A 22151-nucleotide genomic window follows, 5' to 3' on the forward strand; every position below is an offset into this window, starting at 1 on the left:
CTCCGGAACAGCGAAACTCGGGAAAGCTAAGCAATATTCGTGCCTTTATAAGAACAGGAGTCAACATGCAAAAGATTGTGATCGTCGCCAACGGTGCGGCCTACGGCAGCGAATCCCTTTTTAACAGCCTGCGCCTGGCGATTGCGCTGCGTGAAAAAGAGAGTGACCTCGCGTTACGACTCTTTTTAATGTCGGACGCGGTCACCGCGGGGCTGAAGGGACAAAAACCGGCCGAGGGCTATAACATTCAGCAGATGCTGGAGATCCTGACCGCGCAAAACGTGCCGGTGAAGCTGTGCAAGACCTGTACCGACGGCCGCGGTATTACCGGTCTGCCGCTGGTTGATGGCGTAGAGATTGGTACGCTGGTTGAGCTGGCCGAGTGGACGCTGTCCGCGGATAAAGTATTAGCTTTTTAATAATAAACCCGTAAAAATATTATTTTCTTATGGACGCGGTTTCAGCATCAAGTTTACCTGCGGGGATGCCGATAGGCATGGAAACAACACAGCAGGTATTTCACTTATGTTCAGATCGATTCGTGCACGCATCATCGCGACGACGGCAGGCTGTCTGGTCGTCGCACTTCTCCTTAATACCGTTATTAACTTCCAGGTCACGCGCCAGGATAACCAGCAGTCCCAGCGCGATATTCTGACCAGCACCAGCGCCAGCCATAACATGGCGATTGCCGACTGGGTAAAAAGCAAGATGGCGGTGATCGCCTCAGCGCAGACCGTTGCGCTGAGTGACGATCCGGTTCCGGTGTTTAAACAGCTTGCGCAGGCGGGTGGCTTCACCAACGTCTATGTTGGCTACGCCAGCAAAACGGCGAAATTCTCTGAACCGGCGGGTGTCCCGGCGGACTATGACCCGACTATTCGCCCGTGGTATCAGCAGGTGGTCAGCACGGACGGCCCGGTCGTCACCGCGCCCTACGTTGACGCGGGAACCGGCAAACTGGTGGTAACCTTCGCCGTGCCGGTAAAAGAGAATGGTACGCTGAAAGCGGTGGTGGCGGGCGATGTGGCGATGGACAGCGTGGTGGCTAACGTGCGCGGGATCCATCCAACCCCGGCCAGCAGCGGGTTGCTTCTGAACAGTGACGGCAGCGTGATTGCCGCTAACGATCCGGCGCTCACGCTTAAACCATTCGCTGAGACGATCAAAGGCATTGATTTTGCTGCGCTGAAAAGCGGTAACCTCGTCGACGGAACGCTGAACGACGCTGAAAAAACCTTCGTGGCGACAGCCGTGCCGGGCACAAACTGGCTGTTAGTCGTCGCGCTCGACAACGGTGATGCCACCTCCGGCATGCGTTCCCTACTTAAAGCCTCGGCGATTTCGCTGGTGATCCTGGCACTGCTTAGCGCGGCCATTGTGCATTTCCTGATTGCCCGCCTGCTCAAGCGTTTGTCAGACATTCGCGACGCGATGCACAACATTGCTAACGGGACTAACGATCTGTCCCAGCGCCTGCCGGACAACGGCGAGGACGAGGTTGCGCAGATTGCGCATGCCTTTAACGCCTTCAGCGATAAGCTGTCGGTGGTGATGGTGCAGCTCCGTGATGCCAGCGAGTCGGTGAAAAACGCCGCTCAGGAGATTGCGGCGGGTAACCAGGATCTTTCCGGACGTACCGAGCAGGCCGCATCCAGCCTGCGCGAGACGGCCAGCGCCGTGGAGCAGATCACCGCCTCCGTGACCCAGTCGAACGAATCGGCGGCAGAAGCGAATGACCAGGCGAGCAAGGCCTCCGCGGCCGCTGCGCGCGGCGGCGAGGTGGTATCCCAGGCGATCAGCACCATGCAGTCCATCGAAGTCGCGTCGGCTAAAATTGGCGATATCACCAGCGTGATTGACGGCATCGCGTTCCAGACCAACATTCTGGCGCTGAACGCCTCCGTCGAGGCGGCCCGTGCCGGCGAGCAGGGACGCGGGTTTGCCGTGGTGGCGGGCGAAGTGCGTAACCTGGCGAGCCGCAGCGCCCAGGCGGCGAAAGAGATCAAATCGCTGATCGATTCCACCACCGACAGCGTGGCGACCGGCTCCCGCTACGTGCATCTGGCTGGGGAAAGCATGGATGAGATCCGCTCCAGCATCGGCAGCGTCTCCGGCATCATGCGCGAAATTTCCATCGCTACCAGCGAGCAGATGAAAGGCATTCACGAGATCAACCACGCGGTGACCCATCTCGACAGAATGGTCCAGCAGAACGCCGAGCTGGTCGTGCAATCCGCCGCCGCTGCGGGCGCCCTGCAGAGCCAGGCGGGCGACCTTGCTGAAACAGCCGGTCATTTCCGCATTTAATTTTCTCGCGGTGCGCGTTTAGCGGGTAAAACGCGCGCCAGCTGAAATTTTGAGGGATTTTGTCATTTTTGTTTAATCGTTATGCCATTTTTTGATCAAAATCAGCATCCCACCCCCTCCCCTTTGGTGTTATGCCATGAGTGAATTGTGAACAACATCACGCTCGGATATGGCTGCAGGGAGAGCGTTGTTTAAGACTACGGGGGTAAAAAATGGCACTGGTAAAAACAAGTTTGAAGCTGTTTGGCGGGGATACGGTGGTGGTGCGTTGCTCAGAACGCTGTCGTATCCATCTGATGAGTGCGAAAGCACAAAAACAGTCCCAGGCGGATATTCTCACCGTACAGGATGATAAGGCCTGGCTTACAGTGCCCTACACCGGCACATGGGATGTGCTGATTGACAGCCACAGCCAGTCTCTGGAGCATTCCATCAGCTACGTGGCAGCATAATATTAAACGCCCGGCAAGCCGGGCGTAATATCAGGCAAAACCCGGTCGCAGCGTGCCGTTGAGCGGGTTCCCTTCCAGCAGCGCCTTCACCTTCACCACCAGTTCATTCAGACAATCGTCCTGCATGCCGAGGCGGGTCAACTCCTGATCGAGGGAGAAGAGATACTGCGCGTTGGTACCCAGCGGTCCGCTGGCGGCGGCAATTAACGGAGCAATCACCTGCGTGCGGGTATCCGCTTCATACAGCGGATGGCGGGGGTCCATGATAAACACCAGCGCATTGACGGTGCGTCCGTCGTCCAGTTCCAGCTTGCACCAGCTTGGCATGTAGCAGCCGGTGATCATCTCGCGCTTCCAGAGCAGCGTAAGCTCCTCTTCCAGCGTGGCATCCGGCAGGCGATACGCCACGCCAGTGGTGCGCCCGCCCTCTTTCAGTGCAAGCATGCGCCCGGGCTGGCACGCGCTGCCGCGTCCGGCCGTCAGACGCAGGCAAAATGCGCGGTGCCAGCCAGGCAGCGTTCCCGTTGCCGATTCGACAAATTCCAGAGCCGGGTTCCACATCAGGGAGCCGTAGCCAAAAATCCATACCGGGCCATCATCCGGGCGGCAGGCAAGCGTGGCAGCGAGCGACGCCGCACGTTGTTCAGCTGACCAGAGAAGCGATTCCTCAATAGCACCAAATGCCGTCTTACAATCTGCCTTCATTAAGAAATCACGCGTTAACACTTTCCACCTCCGCCACTGCATGCTTCCTTGCGACATCTGTAATTCGCCTTCCCGGCCTTAGGTGCTGGTCATTTTGCCAGCAGTTGAATAACGATAAGCAATTAGCGGACCAGTTGCAATACAACGGCAGTTCAACCGCCTGAAAAGTCAAAATGAAGGCAGCGAATTATTTCAGGGCTATTTCTTTTTATGCCATTTATCGTCGTCTCCTTTTTCATATTCATGTTTTACGGCGGCCCAGGCGACTTTGTGGGCAGTCTCTTCACGGCTGGCATCATCCCGGCGATCTTCCTTGTCTTTGTATTGATCCCAGGCGCTGTTAAACGCCTCTTTATAGATATCCTGCGCGTGAGCGGGCAGCACGTTTTGCACGTTATCGGGTAATTCGCGTTTCGTTTTATATGGCATCACTCACCTCTCTTTTGCTTAAAGAGATAAGTGTGGACGACGATATAGCATGGTGCCATTCGGACTTAATTTATGCATTGATTAAAACTCTAATTTATTGTTATTTAAAATCTATTTTAGAGATAAAGTAAATTATATGGGTCAGGCGCAAATTTCAAAGAAAAGGGTAAAATTAAGTAAAAAATAAAGGGTATTTAACAGAGATCTGTTAGTTTAATGCCCTTAAAAATCTATCTATAATTACAAGCACCTGCATTGATGGAGAAGCACATGACAGCAACACACGAGGCGGTAAAGACCCGCCACAAGGAGACGTCACTCATTTTCCCGGTTCTGGCACTGGCTGTGCTGCTCTTCTGGGGAAGCAGTCAGTCACTGCCAGTGGTGGTTGGTATCAATATTCTTGCCCTGGTCGGCATCTTAACCAGCGCATTTAGCGTCGTTCGCCATGCGGACGTCCTGGCCCACCGTCTGGGCGAGCCGTACGGTTCTTTAATTCTCAGCCTTTCCGTTGTTATTCTCGAAGTTAGCCTGATTTCCGCGCTCATGGCGACCGGCGATGCAGCGCCGACGCTGATGCGCGATACGCTTTACTCGATCATTATGATTGTGACGGGCGGTCTGGTGGGCTTCTCTCTGCTGCTGGGTGGGCGTAAATTCGCGACCCAGTATATGAACCTGTTTGGCATCAAACAGTATCTGATTGCCCTCTTCCCGCTTGCCATTATCGTGCTGGTCTTCCCGATGGCGCTGCCGGGTGCAAACTTCTCCACCGGTCAGGCGCTGCTGGTCGCGCTGATTTCCGCCGCCATGTACGGCGTGTTCCTGTTGATTCAGACCAAAACGCACCAGAGCCTGTTTGTGTATGAGCATGAAGACGACGGCGACGACGATGATCCGCACCACGGTAAGCCGTCGGCCCACAGCAGCGCGTGGCATACGGTTTGGCTGATCGTGCATCTGATTGCGGTGATTGCCGTTACCAAGATGAACGCTAACCCGCTGGAGACGCTGTTAACCGAGCTGAACGCGCCGGTGGCGTTTACCGGCTTCCTGGTGGCGCTGCTGATCCTGTCCCCTGAAGGGCTGGGCGCGCTGAAAGCGGTGTTGAATAATCAGGTGCAGCGCGCAATGAACCTGTTCTTCGGCTCCGTGCTGGCGACGATTTCACTCACCGTACCGGTGGTGACGCTGATTGCCTTTATGACCGGTAACGAGCTGCAGTTTGCGCTGGGTGCGCCGGAGATGATCGTGATGGTAGCATCATTGCTGCTGTGCCAGATTTCGTTCTCCACCGGGCGCACCAACGTGCTGAACGGAGCGGCGCATATGGCGTTGTTTGTTGCGTATCTGATGACGATATTTGCGTAAGACTGGGCCGGTGCGGGCTGATGCCCCCACCCCAACCCTCTCCGCCAGGGAGAGGGTGGCATAAAAAACCCGCCGAAGCGGGTTTTTTATTATTTGCTGGTATCCAGCTCGTCGAAGCTCTTCACCAGATCGTCAATCGCTTTGACCTGTTTCAGGAACGGCTCAAGCTTATCCAGCGGCAGCGCGGATGGACCGTCGCATTTTGCGTTATCCGGATCCGGGTGCGCTTCAATGAACAGGCCAGCCAGACCGGTTGCCATACCGGCGCGCGCCAGTTCGGTCACCTGAGCACGGCGGCCGCCGGACGCGGCGCCAAACGGGTCGCGGCACTGCAGGGCGTGGGTCACATCGAAAATCACCGGAGACTGGTTAGAGACGTTCTTCATTACGCTGAAGCCCAGCATATCCACGACCAGGTTGTCGTAACCGAAGTTTGCACCACGGTCGCAAAGGATGACCTGATCGTTACCACCTTCGATAAACTTATCGACGATGTTACCCATCTGACCTGGGCTGACGAACTGTGGTTTTTTCACGTTGATCACGGCACCGGTTTTCGCCATCGCGGCCACCAGGTCGGTCTGGCGAGCCAGGAATGCCGGGAGCTGAATCACGTCCACCACGTCTGCCACCGGCTGCGCCTGGGAGGCTTCATGCACGTCGGTGATCACTTTCACGCCAAAGGTCTGCTTCAGCTCCTGGAAAATTTTCATACCCTCTTCCAGGCCCGGGCCACGGTAAGAGTTGATGGAGGAGCGGTTGGCTTTGTCAAAAGAGGCTTTAAACACGTACGGGATGCCCAGCTTCTGGGTCACGGTCACGTAGTGTTCGCAGATACGCATGGCGAGATCGCGGGATTCCAGCACGTTCATGCCGCCAAACAGTACGAACGGCAGGTCGTTTGCTACCTTGATATCACCAATGCTAACCACTTTTTGTTTCATAGGATCGCCTTATTCAGGTGTGAATCGGAATTAAGATTAATGCAGTGTAATTTGTTTGTGCGAGATCGCGTTGATCTGCGCACGAATCATTTCGCTAATGGGGTCTTCCGGGCACTGCTCGACGAAATAGCTCAGATCGTTCAGCGCCACGTGCTCGCAGTCGAGCTGGGCATAAATCAGCCCTCTGTCGCGGATTTCGTACGGATCTTCCGGGTTGAACTGCAGCAGTACTTCACTGGCGCGCAACGCCAGCTCCATCTGACGCTCTTCCATTAACGCGGACTTTAGCGTGTCCAGCAGCTTACGAATGACCTCTGCGTTATCCGCCTCGTCGAGATCTTCGTTGAAGAGTTCAGCCACCGGGCTAATATTGCCTTTCAGCCATACGTCCAGCGTATGTTCATCCAGCGTGTCGCCGTTGAAAGGATTAATGAGCCACATTTCGCCGTCCAGCCACTCAGCACGCAGGATCATCTGCGTCGGGAAAATGACCGGGACCAGCGGAATATCCAGACGGTGCGCGACCCATAGCAAAATAGAGCCCAGCGCCACGGCGCTGCCCTGACGATTTTTTAAGACCTGGTCCAGCCATAATGCGTCAGACAGGCGATACACGCCCCGCGTGTCGCAAAAACCCCATTCGCCGTAGAAAAGCTCCAGCAGCTTCTCTAATTGCCAGTCTTGCGGGCGAGCCTGATTAATCTCTTCACGCGCCAGGCTGACCAGATTCTCCAGCTCATCGTAGACAAACTGCGACGTAAAATCGTCGCGAATCATCTCTGAAATCAGGATCATGCCATCGCAAAGCGGCACTTTGTTAAATTCGAAATCGGCTAAGGACCTCATGACTTACCCCAGTAACGGTATTCTTGTGGTGGCGAGTTTAATGATGATGTACAGCACCACCAGACCCAGCAGAAAGGCGATAAACCCGACCTGCTGGCTGCGCGGACGACGACGCCCAAGCGCGATAAAACCCAAAACGATGTAGATGATAACGCCAAACAGCTTTTCAGTCAGCCATGCGCCTTTATCAGTAAATGGCAGATAGCCGGTCTTCCACATAAGCCCGGCACCGGAAAGGAGCAACACCGTGTCGATACAGTGTGGCGCGATACGCACCCAGCGGGCATCCATCAGCGGATTGTTGCTGTAGCGCCACCAGTAACGGACGATGAAAAAGGTGATGGTCAGCGCAACGGAAATCAAGTGGACGGTAATAAGTACGGTAAAAAGGCTCATAACCACTGCCCCAGCGTCAGGCGCTCGTTGCCGCCGTAGTCGCGGCAGGTTTCGACAGCGGCGTAGCCTGCTTGCATAAACAGCGCTCGCACGGCTTCCCCCTGCGTCCAGCCATGCTCCACGAGCAGCCAGCCACCGGGAAGTAAATGTTTTCGTGACGTTGTCACAATGTGATCAAGATCGGCTAATCCCGCGTTGGCAGCAACCAGCGCCGTGAGCGGTTCAAAGCGAACATCTCCCTGCGCAAGGTGCGGATCATGTTCGTCGATGTAAGGAGGATTGCTGACAATCATCGCAAATGAACGATTCTCCAGCGCGGCAAACCAGCTGCTTTGCAGCACTGTTACGTTGCTGAGCCCGAGACGTTCCACGTTACGCAGCGCCAGCGCGACCGCATCAGGCATCACGTCCACCGCCGTAACGGTGCAGTCCGGCCGCTCGCTGGCGAGCGCCAGCGCGATGGCCCCGGTACCGGTACCGAGATCGAGAATGCTGCAGGCCTCCGCAGATAAACGCGCCAGCGCCTGCTCAACCATACACTCGGTGTCCGGACGCGGGATCAGCGTTGCCGCCGAAACGTACAGCGGTAACGACCAGAACTCGCGCTCGCCGACAAGGTGCGCCACCGGCTCGCCGGTTTTACGACGGGCAAGCAGCGCGACGAGCTGTGCTTCCTGTTCCGCGGTCAGTTCAGTTTCGCCGAAGGCCAGCAGGTACGTGCGGGCTTTACCCGTCACATGCTCAAGCAAAATTTCGGCATCGCGTTTAGGGCTTTCACTTTCGGAAAGCTCACCGGCAGCCTCACGTAACCAGCGCTGAAAATCCATTATTCCTGCTCGGACAGTGCCGCCAGCTGGTCGGCCTGGTATTCCTGCACGATAGGCTCAATCAGCATGTCCAGCTTGCCTTCCATCACCTCGTCCAGACGGTACAGCGTCAGGTTGATGCGGTGGTCGGTTACGCGCCCCTGCGGGAAGTTGTAGGTGCGGTTTCGGTCGCTGCGATCGCCGCTGCCCAGCAGGTTACGACGCGTGGATGCTTCCGCCTGCTGGCGTTTCGCCATTTCGGCCGCGTGGATACGCGCGCCCAGCACCGACAACGCTTTGGCTTTGTTTTTATGCTGGGAACGCTCGTCCTGACATTCGACAACTATACCGGTTGGCAGGTGGGTAATACGAATGGCGGAATCGGTGGTGTTAACGTGCTGACCGCCCGCGCCAGAGGAGCGGAAAGTATCAATACGCAGGTCCGCCGGATTGATGTCCGGCAGTTCCGCTTCCGGCAGCTCCGGCATCACCGCCACCGTACAGGCGGAGGTGTGAATGCGGCCCTGAGATTCGGTGGCCGGTACGCGCTGCACGCGGTGACCGCCGGATTCAAACTTGAGACGTCCATACACGCCGTCGCCGCTGATCTTGGCGATAACCTCTTTATAGCCACCGTGTTCGCCTTCGTTGGCGCTCATGATCTCCACGCGCCAGCGACGCGACTCGGCGTAGCGGCTGTACATGCGGAACAGATCCCCGGCAAACAGCGCCGCTTCGTCACCGCCGGTACCGGCGCGAACTTCCACAAAGGCGTTACGCTCATCGTCCGGATCTTTCGGCAGGAGAAGTACCTGAAGCTGCTGCTCCATCTCTTCAGAACGCGCTTTCGCATCCTGCAGCTCTTCCTGCGCCATCTCGCGCATTTCAGGATCGTCGAGCATCATCTGCGCGGTTTCGATATCTTCCTGAACCTGTCGCCAGTCGGTAAAGCATTTAGAAACATCACTTAGCTGCGCGTATTCACGTGAAAGCGCGCGAAAACGTTCCTGGTCCGCAATGGTCCCGGCATCCCCGAGCAGCGCCTGTACTTCTTCATGGCGCTCGTGCAGAGCTTCCAGTTTAGCGACGATAGAAGGCTTCATAGGCGTAAGTGCACCTTGTCTTAGAAAATGGGTATAGGGCGCTATTCCAGCCCGAGGCTGTTGCGCAGAATAGTCAGGCGTTCATCATCCCCGTCACGGGCGGCCTGCTGAAGAGATTTGGTTGGTGCATGGATAAGGCGGTTGGTCAGTTTCCACGCCAGATCCTGCATAATTGCGTGCGCGTCACCGCCCTGTTCAAGGGCCGCTAACGCTTTGGCAGTCAGGTCGTCACGCACCTGCTCCGCCTGTCCGCGATACTCGCGGATGGTCTCGCTGACGCTTTGCGCGCGCAGCCAGGCCATAAACTCACTGGTTTCCTGCTCAACGATGGTTTCCGCCTGAACCGCCGCCGCTTTACGCTGGGCAAGGTTGTGCGAAATGATGCTTTGCAGGTCATCCACGCTGTAGAGGTAGGCGTTAGGCAGCTTGCCCACTTCCGGCTCTACATCGCGCGGGACGGCGATATCCACCAGCAGCATCGGCTGATTACGACGGGACTTCAGCGCACGCTCCACCATCCCTTTTCCGATAATCGGCAGCGGGCTGGCGGTAGAGCTGATGATAATGTCCGCCTCTTTAAGGCGTTCATCGATGTCGCTCAGGGCAACCACCTCTGCCCCCACTTCATCCGCCAGCACCTGCGCGCGTTCGCGGGTGCGGTTAGCGATGATCATCTTTTTCACTTTATGCTCGCGCAGATGGCGCGCCACAAGTTCGATGGTTTCGCCCGCGCCCACCAGCATCACGGTGACGGTAGAAAGGGATTCAAAGATTTGGCGTGCAAGGGTGCAGGCCGCGAAAGCAACAGAAACCGCACTGGCACCAATGTCGGTTTCGGTTCGCACACGCTTCGCCACGGAGAACGACTTCTGGAACATGCGCTCCAGCTCGCTGGCCTTCAGATGCCCTTTTTGTGAGTCGGCAAACGCTTTTTTCACCTGACCGAGAATTTGCGGCTCGCCCAGCACCAGCGAATCCAGACCGCTGGCCACGCGCATCAGATGGCTGACGGCATCGTTATCCTGATGCCAGTACAGGCTGTTGCGCAGCTCGTCTTCGTTGAGATTGTGGTAGTCGCATAGCCAGCGGATCAGCGCTTCGTGCAGGTTGTCCTGCTCTTCCACGCTTAAATAGAGCTCGGTACGGTTGCACGTCGAGAGCACCACGCCACCCTGCACCATCGGCTGTGCAAGCAGGCTGTCCAGCGCCAGGTCAAGCGTATCCGGCGAAAACGTTACGCGTTCTCGCAGCGAAACCGGGGCTGTTTTGTGGTTGATACCGAGTGCTAATAGGGTCATGTTGAGCGGGAGTAGTACCAGCGTTAATAAGGTTAGCAGAACGCATCATACAGGATGCGCGAGATCAATAAAAGAGACAGCCCCCTTTCGGAGTAATAGGTTACACAGCGCTTTGAGATAATTTGAACGTAGACGGTAGCCCCCTTCGACGCTAGCATTAACAGTCATAACTGCAACGTATCTCAAGGATTTGTCCTCATTATGACCCGACTGATTCGCCTGCTGCCGCTGGCAGCACTGGTTCTGACCGCCTGTACCGTCACCCAACCAAAAGGCCCGGGCAAAAGCCCTGATTCACCGCAGTGGCGTCAGCACCAGCAGGACGTCCGTAATTTGAACCAGTACCAGACCCGCGGCGCTTTCGCTTATCTCTCTGACGAACAAAAGGTTTATGCCCGCTTCTTCTGGCAGCAGACGGGGCAGGACAACTACCGCCTGCTGCTGCTGAACCCGCTGGGCAGCACCGAGCTGGAGCTTATCGCCAAACCTGGCGAAGCGCAGATCACCGATAACAAAGGCCAGCACTATACCGCGCCCGATGCCGAAGAGATGATTGGCAAGCTGACCGGGATGCCTATCCCGCTCAACAGCCTGCGCCAGTGGATCCTGGGCCTGCCGGGTGACGCCAGCGACTACACCCTGGACGACCAGTACCGTCTGAGCCAGGTGAACTACACCCAGAACGGCAAAACCTGGAAAGTGGTGTACAGCGCCTATGACAGTAAGAGTAAACCGTCGCTGCCATCGAATATGGAACTGACTCAGGGAAGCCAGCGCATCAAGCTGAAAATGGACAACTGGATCGTTAAATGATGACCCACTGGCCCTCTCCGGCAAAGCTAAATCTGTTTTTATACATTACCGGCCAGCGCGCTGATGGCTATCACACGCTGCAGACGCTGTTTCAGTTTATTGACTATGGCGACACAATCTCCATTGAACAGCGCCAGGACGGGCAGATTTGCCTCCTGACCCCGGTCGAGGGCGTGGCGCATGAGGAGAACCTGATCGTGCGCGCCGCGCGTCTGCTGATGAAAGCCGCAGCGGAATCGGGCCGTCTACCCGCGGGAAGCGGCGCGGAAATCCGTATCGAGAAGCGGCTGCCGATGGGCGGCGGTCTGGGCGGTGGCTCATCCAACGCTGCAACCGTGCTGGTTGCGCTGAACCATCTCTGGGGCTGCGGGCTGTCGAAGGATGAACTGGCAGCACTGGGCTTGACGCTGGGGGCTGATGTCCCGGTATTTGTGCGCGGTCATGCGGCTTTTGCCGAAGGCGTGGGGGAAATCCTCTCCCCTGTAGAACCGCCGGAAAAATGGTACCTGGTTGCCCATCCTGGCGTAAGCATTCCGACCCCGGTCATCTTTAAAGATCCTGACCTGAAAAGGAATACCCCGGTTCGGTCAATAGAAACGTTATTAAATTGTGAATTCAGCAACGATTGCGAGGATATCGCAAGAAAACGTTTTCGCGAGGTTGATGCGGTGCTTTCCTGGCTGTTAGAATACGCGCCGTCGCGCCTGACTGGTACAGGAGCCTGTGTCTTTGCTGAATTTGACACCGAATCCGCCGCTCGTCAGGTGCTTGAGCAAGCGCCGGTTTGGCTGCATGGTTTTGTAGCACGTGGGATGAACACCTCCCCCCTACAGCAGGCCATTCTGGCGCAGACTGAGTTTCGGTGACAACGTCACCCTGTTCCAGACGTTGCATCGCGCTCTTTAATACACCGCCTGGATAGCCTTTGCCTGGCCCGCACAGTTTACGGCGAACGCTATCCACCACTGGACGCATGCCTGAGGTTCTTCTCGTGCCTGATATGAAGCTTTTTGCTGGTAACGCCACCCCGGAACTAGCACAACGTATTGCCAACCGCCTGTACACTTCCCTCGGCGACGCCGCCGTAGGTCGCTTTAGCGACGGCGAAGTCAGCGTACAAATTAACGAAAATGTACGCGGTGGTGATATTTTCATCATCCAGTCCACCTGTGCTCCAACGAACGACAACCTGATGGAACTGGTTGTTATGGTCGACGCTCTGCGTCGCGCTTCCGCAGGCCGTATCACTGCTGTAATCCCTTACTTCGGCTATGCACGTCAGGACCGTCGCGTCCGTTCCGCGCGTGTGCCAATTACCGCTAAAGTTGTCGCTGACTTCCTGTCAAGCGTCGGCGTTGACCGCGTACTGACCGTTGACCTGCACGCTGAGCAGATCCAGGGCTTCTTCGACGTCCCGGTTGATAACGTATTCGGCAGCCCAATCCTGCTGGAAGACATGCTGCAGCTGAACCTGGATAACCCAATCGTGGTTTCTCCGGACATCGGCGGCGTGGTACGTGCCCGTGCTATCGCTAAGCTGCTGAATGATACCGACATGGCGATCATCGACAAACGTCGTCCGCGCGCTAACGTTTCTCAGGTGATGCACATCATCGGTGACGTGGCTGGCCGCGACTGCGTGCTGGTCGACGACATGATCGATACCGGCGGTACGCTGTGTAAAGCAGCTGAAGCGCTGAAAGAGCGTGGTGCCAAACGCGTGTTCGCTTACGCGACTCACCCGATCTTCTCCGGTAATGCGGTAAACAACCTGCGCAACTCCGTCATTGACGAAGTTGTAGTATGCGATACCATCCCACTGAGCGACGAGATCAAGGCACTGCCAAACGTGCGTACCCTGACCCTGTCCGGGATGCTGGCCGAAGCGATTCGTCGTATCAGCAACGAAGAATCCATCTCTGCAATGTTCGAACACTAATCGAACACGGCCGAAAAACCCGCTGCGGCGGGTTTTTTTGTCTCCAGGTTTTATTTGTATGATTAATGCCTCCTTCACCTGCCATTCATATGACAGATGATGCGCATACGGATGATAGATAATTGTGAAAAACGTAGCCTCCTCACATGTTCTGCCCTTTCGCGCCCTCATCGACGCCTGCTGGAAAGAGAAGTACACCTCGTCACGCTTTGTCCGTGACCTGATTGCCGGGATCACCGTCGGCATTATCGCCATCCCGCTGGCGATGGCGCTGGCAATTGGCAGCGGCGTTGCGCCGCAGTACGGTCTGTACACCTCGGCCGTTGCCGGGATCGTCATTGCCCTGACGGGCGGCTCGCGCTTCAGCGTCTCCGGCCCGACTGCCGCCTTTGTGGTGATCCTCTACCCGGTTTCGCAGCAGTTTGGTCTGGCAGGCCTGCTGGTCGCCACCCTGATGTCCGGCGTCTTTTTGATTCTGTTTGGCCTGGCTCGCTTTGGTCGCCTGATAGAGTACATTCCCCTTTCCGTGACGCTGGGGTTTACCTCGGGGATTGGTATCACCATCGGAACCATGCAGATTAAGGATTTCCTCGGCCTGCAGATGCCCCACGTACCGGAGCACTACCTGCAAAAAGTGGGGGCGCTGTTTATGGCGCTGCCGACTGCTAACCTGGGCGACGCCGCCATCGGGATTGTGACGCTGGGCACGCTGATCGTCTGGCCTCGTCTGGGGATCCGTCTGCCGGGTCACCTGCCCGCGCTGCTGCTGGGCTGCGCGGTGATGGCCATCGTCAATATGTTCGGTGTTCACGTCGCGACTATCGGCTCGCAGTTCCACTATGTTCTGGCGGACGGTTCACAGGGTAGCGGCATTCCGCAACTGCTACCGCAGCTGGTGCTGCCGTGGGACATGCCCGGCTCCAGCTTTACCCTAAGCTGGGATTCCCTGCGCGCCCTGCTTCCCGCCGCGTTCTCGATGGCGATGCTGGGAGCGATTGAATCCCTGCTCTGCGCCGTCGTTCTGGACGGCATGACCGGCACCAAGCACAAAGCTAACAGCGAACTGGTCGGTCAGGGTTTGGGGAACCTCGTCGCGCCGTTCTTTGGCGGTATTACCGCAACGGCAGCCATCGCCCGCTCTGCGGCCAACGTGCGCGCGGGTGCAACGTCACCTGTTTCGGCGGTTATCCACTCCGTGCTGGTGATCCTTGCCCTGCTGATCCTTGCCCCGCTGCTCTCCTGGCTACCGCTTTCCGCCATGGCCGCCCTGCTGCTGATGGTGGCCTGGAACATGAGCGAGGCGCATAAGGTCGTGAACCTGCTGCGCCGCGCGCCGAAAGACGACATCATCGTGATGCTGATCTGCATGTCGCTGACCGTACTGTTCGATATGGTTATCGCCATCAGCGTCGGGATCGTGCTGGCTTCCCTGCTGTTTATGCGCCGTATCGCGCAGATGACGCGCCTTTCCCCGGTAAACGTCGAGGTGCCTGACGATGTGCTGGTGCTGCGCGTGATTGGCCCGCTGTTCTTCGCCGCGGCGGAAGGTCTGTTCAGCGATCTGGAGTCCCGCATCGCGGGCAAACGGGTTGTGGTGCTGAAATGGGATGCCGTACCGGTGCTGGATGCAGGCGGCCTGGATGCCTTCCAGCGCTTTGTGACACGTCTGCCGGAAGGCTGCGAGCTGCGGGTGAGTAACCTGGAATTCCAACCTCTGCGCACCATGGCGCGCGCGGGCGTGCAGCCTATCCCTGGCCGACTCTCCTTCTATCCTAACCGTGAAGCCGCGCTAGCGGATATGTGAGTTATCTGATGCAGAGAAACGTCTCTGCATCATCACTCCGATCGCCTGCTGGAGCCATGCAAGCACGGCAGGCGTCATCCAGGTTCCTTTCATCAGGTGCGGCTCCTGCTGCATGGCAGCGCGAAACTTTTGCTGAGTTTCCGGGCTGGTGCCCGCGTAAGACTGGAACAATGCCAGCCAGTTTTCAGCCAGCTTTTGCGCCTCCTCCGAGGCAGGATCGGTATTTTCCCGCTGCGCCTGATGCAGTTTCGCCACCAGCGGCGGCCACTCCATCATACGGTCAAAATAGTGCTTCCGGGTAAAGGCCATCTCCTCGGCAGAAAGATATTTCTCCCAGATAATCAGCTTCGACTCGGCAAACGCCCGCGTAATGTAATCGGTCATCTCCGGCGTGATGCCGGTCTGCGCCTGCATCTGCGGTTCAACGCTGTGCATCTCGTTCAGCCGGGTGAGAAACTCCGGCTTGCCCGCCGTGTCCTGCTCCAGGCGTTCCATCCAGCGCGTCGCCAGATCCATCGCCCGCGCGTCCGTAGCGGGTATGCGCTGCTCCAGCAGCGTGTTGGCCTCTGCAACCAGCCCTGACCAGATAGCCGCCAGCGCATCCTTCTGCACCGCAAACGGCAGCTGCTGTAACTCTTCTTTGCTAAACCAGCGATCGTACATATTCATTAACTCCAGAGTCTGTAGCCAGGATTCCAGATCAGGCGTCGCATCGTCGAGAAGCCCGGCTCGCAGCTCCACCAGCCGGTCGCGCAGCGTATGTATGCTGCGCAGCTGTTTATCCAGCAGCGTGATTTGCGCATCGAGTAACTCAGTTAACGACAGCGACTCCTGCTCCAGGAAATCCCTGATTTCAGCAAGTTCCAGCCCCGCTTTTGCCAGCGCCTGGATCATGTGCAGACGCTGGACATCCGCCAGGTTGTAAAGCCGGTAACCTGCCGCGCTTCTGGCAGAAGGCAGCAACAACCCTGTTTGCTCATAGTGGTGCAATGTCCGCACGGTGATCCCGGCACGTTTCGCCAGCTCACCCACCTGAATCAACATAACTGCTCCTTTTTCTTTGCCAGTAGCGCCACTCTGGAGCCTTACGTTACGTGAGGGTCAACCCCTGATGCAAAAAAAAACGACTCCCTCGGGAGCCGTTTCGGTGTTCTTTATCGCAGCACTAGCTGTGCTTATGCTGGTCGCGACGACAGCGTTTGTCGTAGTGGCGCACCCACCAGTATTTATCGCACACTTCCTCATGTCCGCTCATGCGCGCCCCGGCGAGCCACAATACCGCACCGAGGAAGATGCTCAGTATCGCGCCATGGGCGAAGTATTGCGGGAGATCAAGCTGCGGCAATTGGTTCAAAATGGAATAACCCACGCCGCCTACCATCACGAACAGCCCCAACCCCATCAGCACGTTACCGAGTAACGAAGCGTTTTTGCGTTTCATGTGTCACCTCCGGAACTTTGGGTTGTCAGGGGAAAAGCCCCTAATCCTTGTGTGTAAAGTATAGACAACGCCCCTTTTATGAGTTGCGTGAATGATCACAATTACAGATAACTCCCAAACAAAAGTTTACAAATAAGACTTTGAACAGCTTGAAATTCTAATTGTTCAAATCAGAAATTATTCGTATTTCGCCGAGAAGTTCGCAGAATTTTGTCAAGCGGCGCGCCAGACAGTAAACTACGCGCCAGATCTGGAACCCATTAGGAATTGAATCGTGACGATTAAACTGATTGTCGGCCTCGCCAACCCGGGCGCAGAGTATGCGGCTACCCGCCATAATGCCGGTGCATGGTACGTCGATCTGCTGGCCGAGCGGTTACGTGCTCCCCTGCGTGAAGAACCTAAATTCTTCGGGTATACCTCACGTATCAACCTTGCAGGCGCGGACGTTCGCCTGTTGGTACCCACCACGTTTATGAACCTGAGCGGTAAAGCGGTGGCGGCGATGGCAACGTTTTATCGCATCAATCCGGATGAAATTCTGGTCGCCCACGATGAGCTGGATCTCCCCCCTGGTGTGGCGAAATTCAAGCTGGGCGGCGGCCACGGCGGCCACAACGGTCTTAAAGACATCATCAGCAAGCTGGGCAATAACCCGAATTTCCACCGTTTGCGCGTGGGAATCGGCCATCCGGGCGATAAAAACAAAGTTGTCGGTTTCGTGCTCGGTAAGCCCCCGGTTTCCGAACAGAAACTGATTGACGAGGCGGTAGACGAAGCGGCGCGCTGCACTGAAATCTGGCTGAAAGACGGCTTAACCAAAGCGACAAACCGCTTGCACGCTTTTAAAGCGCAATAATCCGCCCGATACGGCTTTTTTACCGCGCGTCATGCGGGTTACGTGTATAATAGGCGTAGTTATTTACTTTTCATCAATCGGTTATAACTAACGGATTGATTATCAAGATATTAAGGTGATTTAGAAATGGGATTCAAATGCGGTATCGTCGGTCTGCCAAACGTGGGCAAATCCACCCTGTTTAACGCGCTTACCAAAGCGGGTATCGAAGCGGCGAACTTCCCGTTCTGTACCATCGAACCTAACACCGGCGTGGTGCCAATGCCGGACCCGCGTCTGGACCAGCTCGCGGAAATCGTTAAGCCGCAGCGCATTCTGCCAACCACCATGGAATTCGTGGACATCGCGGGCCTGGTAAAAGGCGCATCCAAAGGTGAAGGCCTGGGCAACCAGTTCCTGACCAACATTCGTGAAACCGAAGCGATCGGCCACGTTGTGCGCTGCTTCGAGAACGACAACATCATCCACGTTAACAACAAAGTGGATCCGGCTGACGACATCGACGTTATCAACACCGAGCTTGCGCTCTCTGACCTCGACACCTGCGAACGCGCGATTCACCGCGTGCAGAAGAAAGCTAAAGGCGGCGACAAGGACGCGAAAGCGGAACTGGCTGCGCTGGAAAAATGTCTGCCACAGCTGGAAAACGCCGGCATGCTGCGCGCGCTGAAAAACCTGACTGACGAAGACAAGGCGGCGATCAAATACCTGAGCTTCCTGACACTGAAGCCAACCATGTACATCGCCAACGTTAACGAAGACGGTTTCGAGAACAACCCTTACCTCGAAAAAGTGCGTGAAATCGCCGCGGCGGAAGGTTCTGTGGTTGTTGCCGTGTGCGCTGCCGTTGAATCCGACATCGCCGAGCTGGACGATGCTGACCGTGAAGAGTTCATGGCCGAGCTGGGTCTGGAAGAGCCGGGCCTGAACCGCGTGATCCGCGCAGGCTATGAGCTGCTGAACCTGCAGACCTACTTCACCGCTGGCGTGAAGGAAGTGCGTGCCTGGACCATCCCTGTGGGTGCGACTGCGCCTCAGGCGGCCGGTAAGATCCATACCGACTTCGAGAAAGGCTTTATTCGTGCGCAGACTATCGCGTTTGAAGACTTCATCACCTACAAGGGTGAGCAAGGCGCGAAAGAAGCAGGCAAGATGCGTGCGGAAGGGAAAGATTACATCGTTAAAGATGGCGATGTGATGAACTTCCTGTTTAACGTTTGAGTTGTCTTGAATGAAAAAAATCCACGCTTTGGCGTGGATTTTTATTGCGGGGTTAAAACACATTTTCCAGGAGTTCTGTTTTCATGCTGGGTTCAAAGGGAATGATTTCAACAGTCGCAAGCTTTAACGTCTGAAAAGGATCCTCGCGTAAGCACTCTTCAAGAGAGGTAAGACTCTCGCACTTAGCGAGAATGACACCGCCATTTCTTGGGATCCGTCTACCGGACGCCAGGAAAATCCCCTCTGCATACCCCTTTTTTAGCCACTCCACATGAGCAGGTATCGCTGCGTCAACCTCTTCAAGGGGTTTGATATAGGTCAATATGACAATGTAAACCGTACTCATCCTTTGCCTCTTAGCTCTGTTTTAAACCGCTTGTTGGAACTGCTTATTCGGCCCTCTTTGGCTACCGGTTATTGTTATCGTTTTTTGGCGCTTTTGATGTTAATACGCTGGGCCCAATTGAGACAAAGCATTACGCTTCATATCCCAGGAATAAAACCACTCATGCCAGCCGTTTTGCTTTTCCGCATAGCTACAGACCACAACCACTTCCTTTGACAGGTTGAAAGTTAAGTAATAGAAAAATGCGCCTTCAGGAGGTGCAGACCAAAATAGTTTTTCGCCCTGCGCATTGAAGATGGTCAAAACGGTTGGTAATGGCTTTGGCTCGCTTAACGTAAAGACTAACTGGCGAGTTGAGTCGACCATTGCATAGTCTAAAAACGGCATACTAACCAGTATGTTACTTGCACCACATACCCATTGAACCAGGTCATTTTCTTTAAAAAAATGAGATTTTTAATCATTGGTAAACCTCAACGTTTAAAGTTTGATCTGTTTCAAATTACCTTCAAAAAGCCCCACAAGATATACCCGGTATCGGGCTGGCTGCACTTCTTTATACGTTAATACAGTAGTAAATTCTTTTAAACAATTTGAACATGCTTTTTTCGAAACATGTAATTGGCTTTCATCATAGCTAAATTCATTATGATCGCTAACAAGCTTCACTCCTCTCATTTTCTTAACCAAAAAGTATTTTACCTCTTCAGAGAGCGAGTCAAACTCATATGAGTTTACGATGGAATAGACTATTACACCCTCGCATTCAGGGCATGCTATTTTTGCGCCATAATCTATAAAGTCATTATCAATGCCATCCAGGACTAATATCTTATTTTTCAGTCGATTAGTTATTTTCATTTTTTTAGATTTTAACTTTATTAATAAAAAAGTAATGCGAGAAGAAAATGAGGGGTTTTATTAATTAATAACATTGTTTAATCAAACATTCCATTCGATATAAATACCACAATCGAAGCTTTTTTCATTAGACTGTACAACAATACTTCCCCATTCATGCTCCCATTGAATTCCATATGGGGGGGTTGTAATTTTAAGTTTAGGCTTTGAGGTTATTTCACTCTCAACCCAGGCTGTCAAGCGTTGCTGCTCATCCGATAAATTACTCAGACTAGCCCTTTTATCCCAATCCTCTAGCGTTTTATAAAAATTTCCATCCTTACTAGTAAGGAATAATGATGGAGTAAAAGAAAATGCTGAGGGCCTCAGTTCCAAAATGAAAACTTGATCTTTCCATTTAATATTATCGATAGCGAAATAAAAAGGACCTATTTTAGTCAATGGCGAGAAGAACTTGTAAAATGCGGAATTTTTAAAAGTATCAACATCTTTTAATTCGATTGGGTAGTTGTTAATTGCTACAAATCCAGTATGAACATCAAGTTTCATTTCTAACATATCTAAACAACCTTGTCTGGAAGTGACTACGTTATATTCCAAACTATATATATCCCATGATTAAACGACTTTGTCTCATATGAGACTGAAACCCGCCCCCACGCAAAGTTCCACCTAATGATGTCTGTTTCCATGGTATCAGGCGTGTCCAGGTTTAGTGATTCTTTCAGCCAATCAGACAAACTTTTTACTGATTCATTTAGTATGTGAATATTAGTTCGAGCATTCCAATCATTTAATGCTTTATAGTATTGACTGTTTTTATCAACAAGATGAAGCATAAAAGGAAAACCATAGCACACTGGGCGTATAGTAACTTGAAATTCTTTATCGGAAAACACTGCTGAGTCAACAAGGTAGTGATTTGGCATGGTTTTCTTAACGGCTTTGTGCTTTACTAATTCGCGGTATAAATCACACTTACAAAAGCCTTCTTCAGTATCAATTTCCAAAGGCAGATCATCAAGATTTAGTTCACCTGTAATCGGTTTAAATTTTAATTCAATCATTTTGTCCTAATTGACTTTTTATTGTCTGACAAGTTCTTAATAATATAATCGACTCAACATGAGAACATCCATATGAGGAGCATTTTCCGCGTACAAATTATATTTATTATAACCATTTACAATGACACCCGCATAACAATAAAGTCTTATTGCCAATGGTGCAATAAGTCAATCCACATTTCTTTTTCCTCAGCGTTAATTTTTATGCCATCACTACTTTGTTTTACATACTGCATGTACGTTTCATAAATTGCTCTTATTATCACCGTTTTTTCAGTGCGAGATCCTTCAATCAAAGTCATTAGTTTTTCTAAATAAATTGATGAATCCACTCTTTCGTTGAAAAAAAACCTCAGATAATCAAGTACTTCATTATATGAATCGTAATTCATGATAGGCATCCCTGATTTCATACACTGGTTTGTTTGGCACATCCAATTCTGGAGATACTCGGATATCTGCGTCTCGCTTTCCAGCAGTAGCTTACGCAGGCTCCGTTCGCCCCTTCCCAGCGCTTCTGCCCTTCGATATCCATTATCCGCTCTGGCGTGCCGTTGGGCTGGCAGTGGAACCAGAAGATCTCTGGGGCATTAACGTCGTCAGCATGTGCCAACGGGTCATCACTGTCTGGTCGCAGTATACTTAGGTCATCGGCACGTCCCCGTGCACCTCCTGCAGCAGGCGGTTATGGGTAATTTTCTCAATCGCCCTTCGAACGGATTATCATCAGCGGCGAACAGGTTTTGAATAAAGTTAAAACAAGGAAATCAGCATAATGCGTGATATATAAAATAAAATCTGTAATTAATATATTTCTAATGTCCCTCATAGGGGAGGGTAAGGATTGGGACGACTCAAGAGTCATTTACCCTTCCCCATGCATCAACCTACTCACCTCCCATAAAAAAACTAAAAAAACAAACATAATAAACAACCTGAAAAAATCAATTCCCCGTATAACTATTAGTTAGCAAAAATAAAAGTAAATATCACGTATCAAATCTCCATCCGCTTCATCAACGGTTCTTGTTTTGACTTTATTAAAGTCAGCTAAAATACCTTTCACTGGCACATCAGACTTTGATATGTCATCATAAAATGCTTCCCGTTGACTTTCCCGAACATATTTTTTTATTAAAA

The 22151-nt window shown here is 53.7% G+C and carries 27 protein-coding genes; 10 read left to right on the forward strand and 17 right to left on the reverse strand.

Annotated elements, in window-relative coordinates; all coding sequences use genetic code 11:
* The first annotated feature begins 65 nt into the window (after positions 1-65).
* The 3 genes from ELK40_RS13285 to ELK40_RS13295 all read left to right on the forward strand — a co-directional run bounded on the left by ELK40_RS13285 (position 66) and on the right by ELK40_RS13295 (position 2762).
* Entirely contained in the window at positions 66-419 is a 354-nt protein-coding gene (locus tag ELK40_RS13285) for a DsrE/DsrF/TusD sulfur relay family protein (protein ID WP_127731335.1), read from the forward strand.
* Positions 420-525: 106 nt separating this feature from the next.
* Positions 526-2310 (forward strand): methyl-accepting chemotaxis protein, encoded by a 1785-nt coding sequence (locus tag ELK40_RS13290; protein ID WP_127731337.1) that lies wholly within the window; start codon positions 526-528, stop codon positions 2308-2310.
* A gap of 212 nt (positions 2311-2522) precedes the next feature.
* Positions 2523-2762 carry a hypothetical protein gene (locus tag ELK40_RS13295; RefSeq protein WP_115875488.1) on the forward strand — a complete coding sequence of 80 codons (240 nt, stop codon included), beginning with the start codon at positions 2523-2525 and terminating at the stop codon, positions 2760-2762.
* A 30-nt stretch (positions 2763-2792) separates the two neighbouring features.
* Here the strand turns inward: ELK40_RS13295 and ELK40_RS13300 are convergent, their stop codons facing one another.
* Entirely contained in the window at positions 2793-3488 is a 696-nt protein-coding gene (locus ELK40_RS13300) for a gamma-glutamylcyclotransferase (RefSeq protein WP_061097960.1), read from the reverse strand.
* Between the two features lie 177 nt (positions 3489-3665).
* Entirely contained in the window at positions 3666-3896 is a 231-nt protein-coding gene (gene chaB / locus ELK40_RS13305; protein WP_045908986.1) for a putative cation transport regulator ChaB, read from the reverse strand.
* Between the two features lie 270 nt (positions 3897-4166).
* Between chaB and chaA the strand changes: the two genes are divergently transcribed.
* Positions 4167-5267, forward strand: a complete 1101-nt coding sequence (gene chaA / locus ELK40_RS13310) for a sodium-potassium/proton antiporter ChaA (RefSeq protein ID WP_039024239.1) — start codon at positions 4167-4169, stop codon at positions 5265-5267.
* 89 nt (positions 5268-5356) lie between these two features.
* Here the strand turns inward: chaA and kdsA are convergent, their stop codons facing one another.
* The 6 genes from kdsA to hemA are packed head-to-tail and all read right to left on the reverse strand — an operon-like array spanning position 5357 to position 10660.
* On the reverse strand, positions 5357-6211 hold the full coding sequence (gene kdsA / locus ELK40_RS13315; protein ID WP_115875490.1) for a 3-deoxy-8-phosphooctulonate synthase: 855 nt from the start codon (positions 6209-6211) through the stop codon (positions 5357-5359).
* A 36-nt stretch (positions 6212-6247) separates the two neighbouring features.
* Positions 6248-7057, reverse strand: coding sequence for an invasion regulator SirB1 (gene sirB1, locus ELK40_RS13320; RefSeq protein WP_024907069.1), 810 nt, complete (start codon positions 7055-7057; stop codon positions 6248-6250).
* Positions 7058-7060: 3 nt separating this feature from the next.
* The gene (gene sirB2, locus ELK40_RS13325; RefSeq protein ID WP_111965916.1) at positions 7061-7453 is read right to left on the reverse strand and encodes an invasion regulator SirB2; all 393 of its coding nucleotides are present in this window, start codon (positions 7451-7453) and stop codon (positions 7061-7063) included.
* Positions 7450-8280, reverse strand: a complete 831-nt coding sequence (gene prmC, locus ELK40_RS13330; protein WP_127731339.1) for a peptide chain release factor N(5)-glutamine methyltransferase — start codon at positions 8278-8280, stop codon at positions 7450-7452. Before prmC ends, sirB2 begins: the two co-directional genes overlap by 4 nt.
* The gene (prfA, locus tag ELK40_RS13335) at positions 8280-9362 is read right to left on the reverse strand and encodes a peptide chain release factor 1 (protein WP_021240360.1); all 1083 of its coding nucleotides are present in this window, start codon (positions 9360-9362) and stop codon (positions 8280-8282) included. The genes prmC and prfA overlap by 1 nt, the downstream gene beginning before the upstream one ends.
* A 41-nt stretch (positions 9363-9403) precedes the next feature.
* On the reverse strand, positions 9404-10660 hold the full coding sequence (hemA, locus tag ELK40_RS13340; RefSeq protein ID WP_024907067.1) for a glutamyl-tRNA reductase: 1257 nt from the start codon (positions 10658-10660) through the stop codon (positions 9404-9406).
* Positions 10661-10861: 201 nt separating this feature from the next.
* Here hemA and lolB point away from each other — a divergent pair, with 201 nt between their 5' ends.
* The 4 genes from lolB (at position 10862) to dauA (ending at position 15216) form a co-directional block, all read left to right on the forward strand.
* Positions 10862-11473 carry a lipoprotein insertase outer membrane protein LolB gene (lolB, locus tag ELK40_RS13345; protein WP_127731341.1) on the forward strand — a complete coding sequence of 204 codons (612 nt, stop codon included), beginning with the start codon at positions 10862-10864 and terminating at the stop codon, positions 11471-11473.
* Complete coding sequence (gene ispE, locus ELK40_RS13350) at positions 11470-12339, forward strand: 4-(cytidine 5'-diphospho)-2-C-methyl-D-erythritol kinase (RefSeq protein WP_111965913.1); 870 nt, start codon at positions 11470-11472, stop codon at positions 12337-12339. The genes lolB and ispE overlap by 4 nt, the downstream gene beginning before the upstream one ends.
* Positions 12340-12464: 125 nt before the next feature.
* Positions 12465-13412: a ribose-phosphate diphosphokinase gene (gene prs / locus ELK40_RS13355; protein ID WP_003856663.1), complete on the forward strand. Its 948-nt coding sequence runs from the start codon at positions 12465-12467 to the stop codon at positions 13410-13412.
* Positions 13413-13536: 124 nt separating this feature from the next.
* Positions 13537-15216 (forward strand): C4-dicarboxylic acid transporter DauA, encoded by a 1680-nt coding sequence (gene dauA, locus ELK40_RS13360; RefSeq protein WP_115875494.1) that lies wholly within the window; start codon positions 13537-13539, stop codon positions 15214-15216.
* On the opposite strand, the gene ELK40_RS13365 is transcribed toward dauA, so the two are convergent.
* Both ELK40_RS13365 and ychH read right to left on the reverse strand, forming a co-directional pair.
* Positions 15202-16260 carry a MerR family transcriptional regulator gene (locus ELK40_RS13365; RefSeq protein WP_127731343.1) on the reverse strand — a complete coding sequence of 353 codons (1059 nt, stop codon included), beginning with the start codon at positions 16258-16260 and terminating at the stop codon, positions 15202-15204. The genes dauA and ELK40_RS13365 overlap by 15 nt on opposite strands.
* Before the next feature lie 121 nt (positions 16261-16381).
* The gene (gene ychH, locus ELK40_RS13370; protein WP_111965910.1) at positions 16382-16657 is read right to left on the reverse strand and encodes a stress-induced protein YchH; all 276 of its coding nucleotides are present in this window, start codon (positions 16655-16657) and stop codon (positions 16382-16384) included.
* A gap of 274 nt (positions 16658-16931) precedes the next feature.
* On the opposite strand from ychH, the gene pth reads away from it, so the two are divergent.
* Positions 16932-17516, forward strand: a complete 585-nt coding sequence (gene pth / locus ELK40_RS13375) for an aminoacyl-tRNA hydrolase (RefSeq protein WP_023336005.1) — start codon at positions 16932-16934, stop codon at positions 17514-17516.
* A gap of 126 nt (positions 17517-17642) precedes the next feature.
* Entirely contained in the window at positions 17643-18737 is a 1095-nt protein-coding gene (gene ychF / locus ELK40_RS13380) for a redox-regulated ATPase YchF (protein WP_127731345.1), read from the forward strand.
* A 52-nt stretch (positions 18738-18789) separates the two neighbouring features.
* On the opposite strand, the gene ELK40_RS13385 is transcribed toward ychF, so the two are convergent.
* From ELK40_RS13385 to ELK40_RS13415, 7 genes are all read right to left on the reverse strand, one after another.
* Entirely contained in the window at positions 18790-19083 is a 294-nt protein-coding gene (locus tag ELK40_RS13385; RefSeq protein WP_127731347.1) for a YciI family protein, read from the reverse strand.
* A 99-nt stretch (positions 19084-19182) separates the two neighbouring features.
* On the reverse strand, positions 19183-19470 hold the full coding sequence (locus ELK40_RS13390) for a hypothetical protein (protein ID WP_244599386.1): 288 nt from the start codon (positions 19468-19470) through the stop codon (positions 19183-19185).
* A 93-nt stretch (positions 19471-19563) separates the two neighbouring features.
* Positions 19564-19944, reverse strand: a complete 381-nt coding sequence (locus ELK40_RS13395) for a hypothetical protein (protein WP_127731349.1) — start codon at positions 19942-19944, stop codon at positions 19564-19566.
* A gap of 81 nt (positions 19945-20025) precedes the next feature.
* Positions 20026-20502: a hypothetical protein gene (locus tag ELK40_RS13400; RefSeq protein WP_127731351.1), complete on the reverse strand. Its 477-nt coding sequence runs from the start codon at positions 20500-20502 to the stop codon at positions 20026-20028.
* 26 nt (positions 20503-20528) lie between these two features.
* On the reverse strand, positions 20529-21011 hold the full coding sequence (locus ELK40_RS13405; protein ID WP_070533130.1) for a hypothetical protein: 483 nt from the start codon (positions 21009-21011) through the stop codon (positions 20529-20531).
* A gap of 146 nt (positions 21012-21157) precedes the next feature.
* A complete protein-coding gene (locus ELK40_RS13410) occupies positions 21158-21403 on the reverse strand; it encodes a hypothetical protein (protein ID WP_126304651.1) in 246 nt (81 codons plus the stop codon).
* A 17-nt stretch (positions 21404-21420) separates the two neighbouring features.
* Positions 21421-21624, reverse strand: a complete 204-nt coding sequence (locus ELK40_RS13415; protein WP_071881494.1) for an RHS domain-containing protein — start codon at positions 21622-21624, stop codon at positions 21421-21423.
* Between the last annotated feature and the right edge of the window lie 527 nt (positions 21625-22151).

It is taken from the genome of Enterobacter sp. N18-03635, from assembly GCF_004006055.1.
Lineage (GTDB): Bacteria > Pseudomonadota > Gammaproteobacteria > Enterobacterales > Enterobacteriaceae > Enterobacter > Enterobacter vonholyi.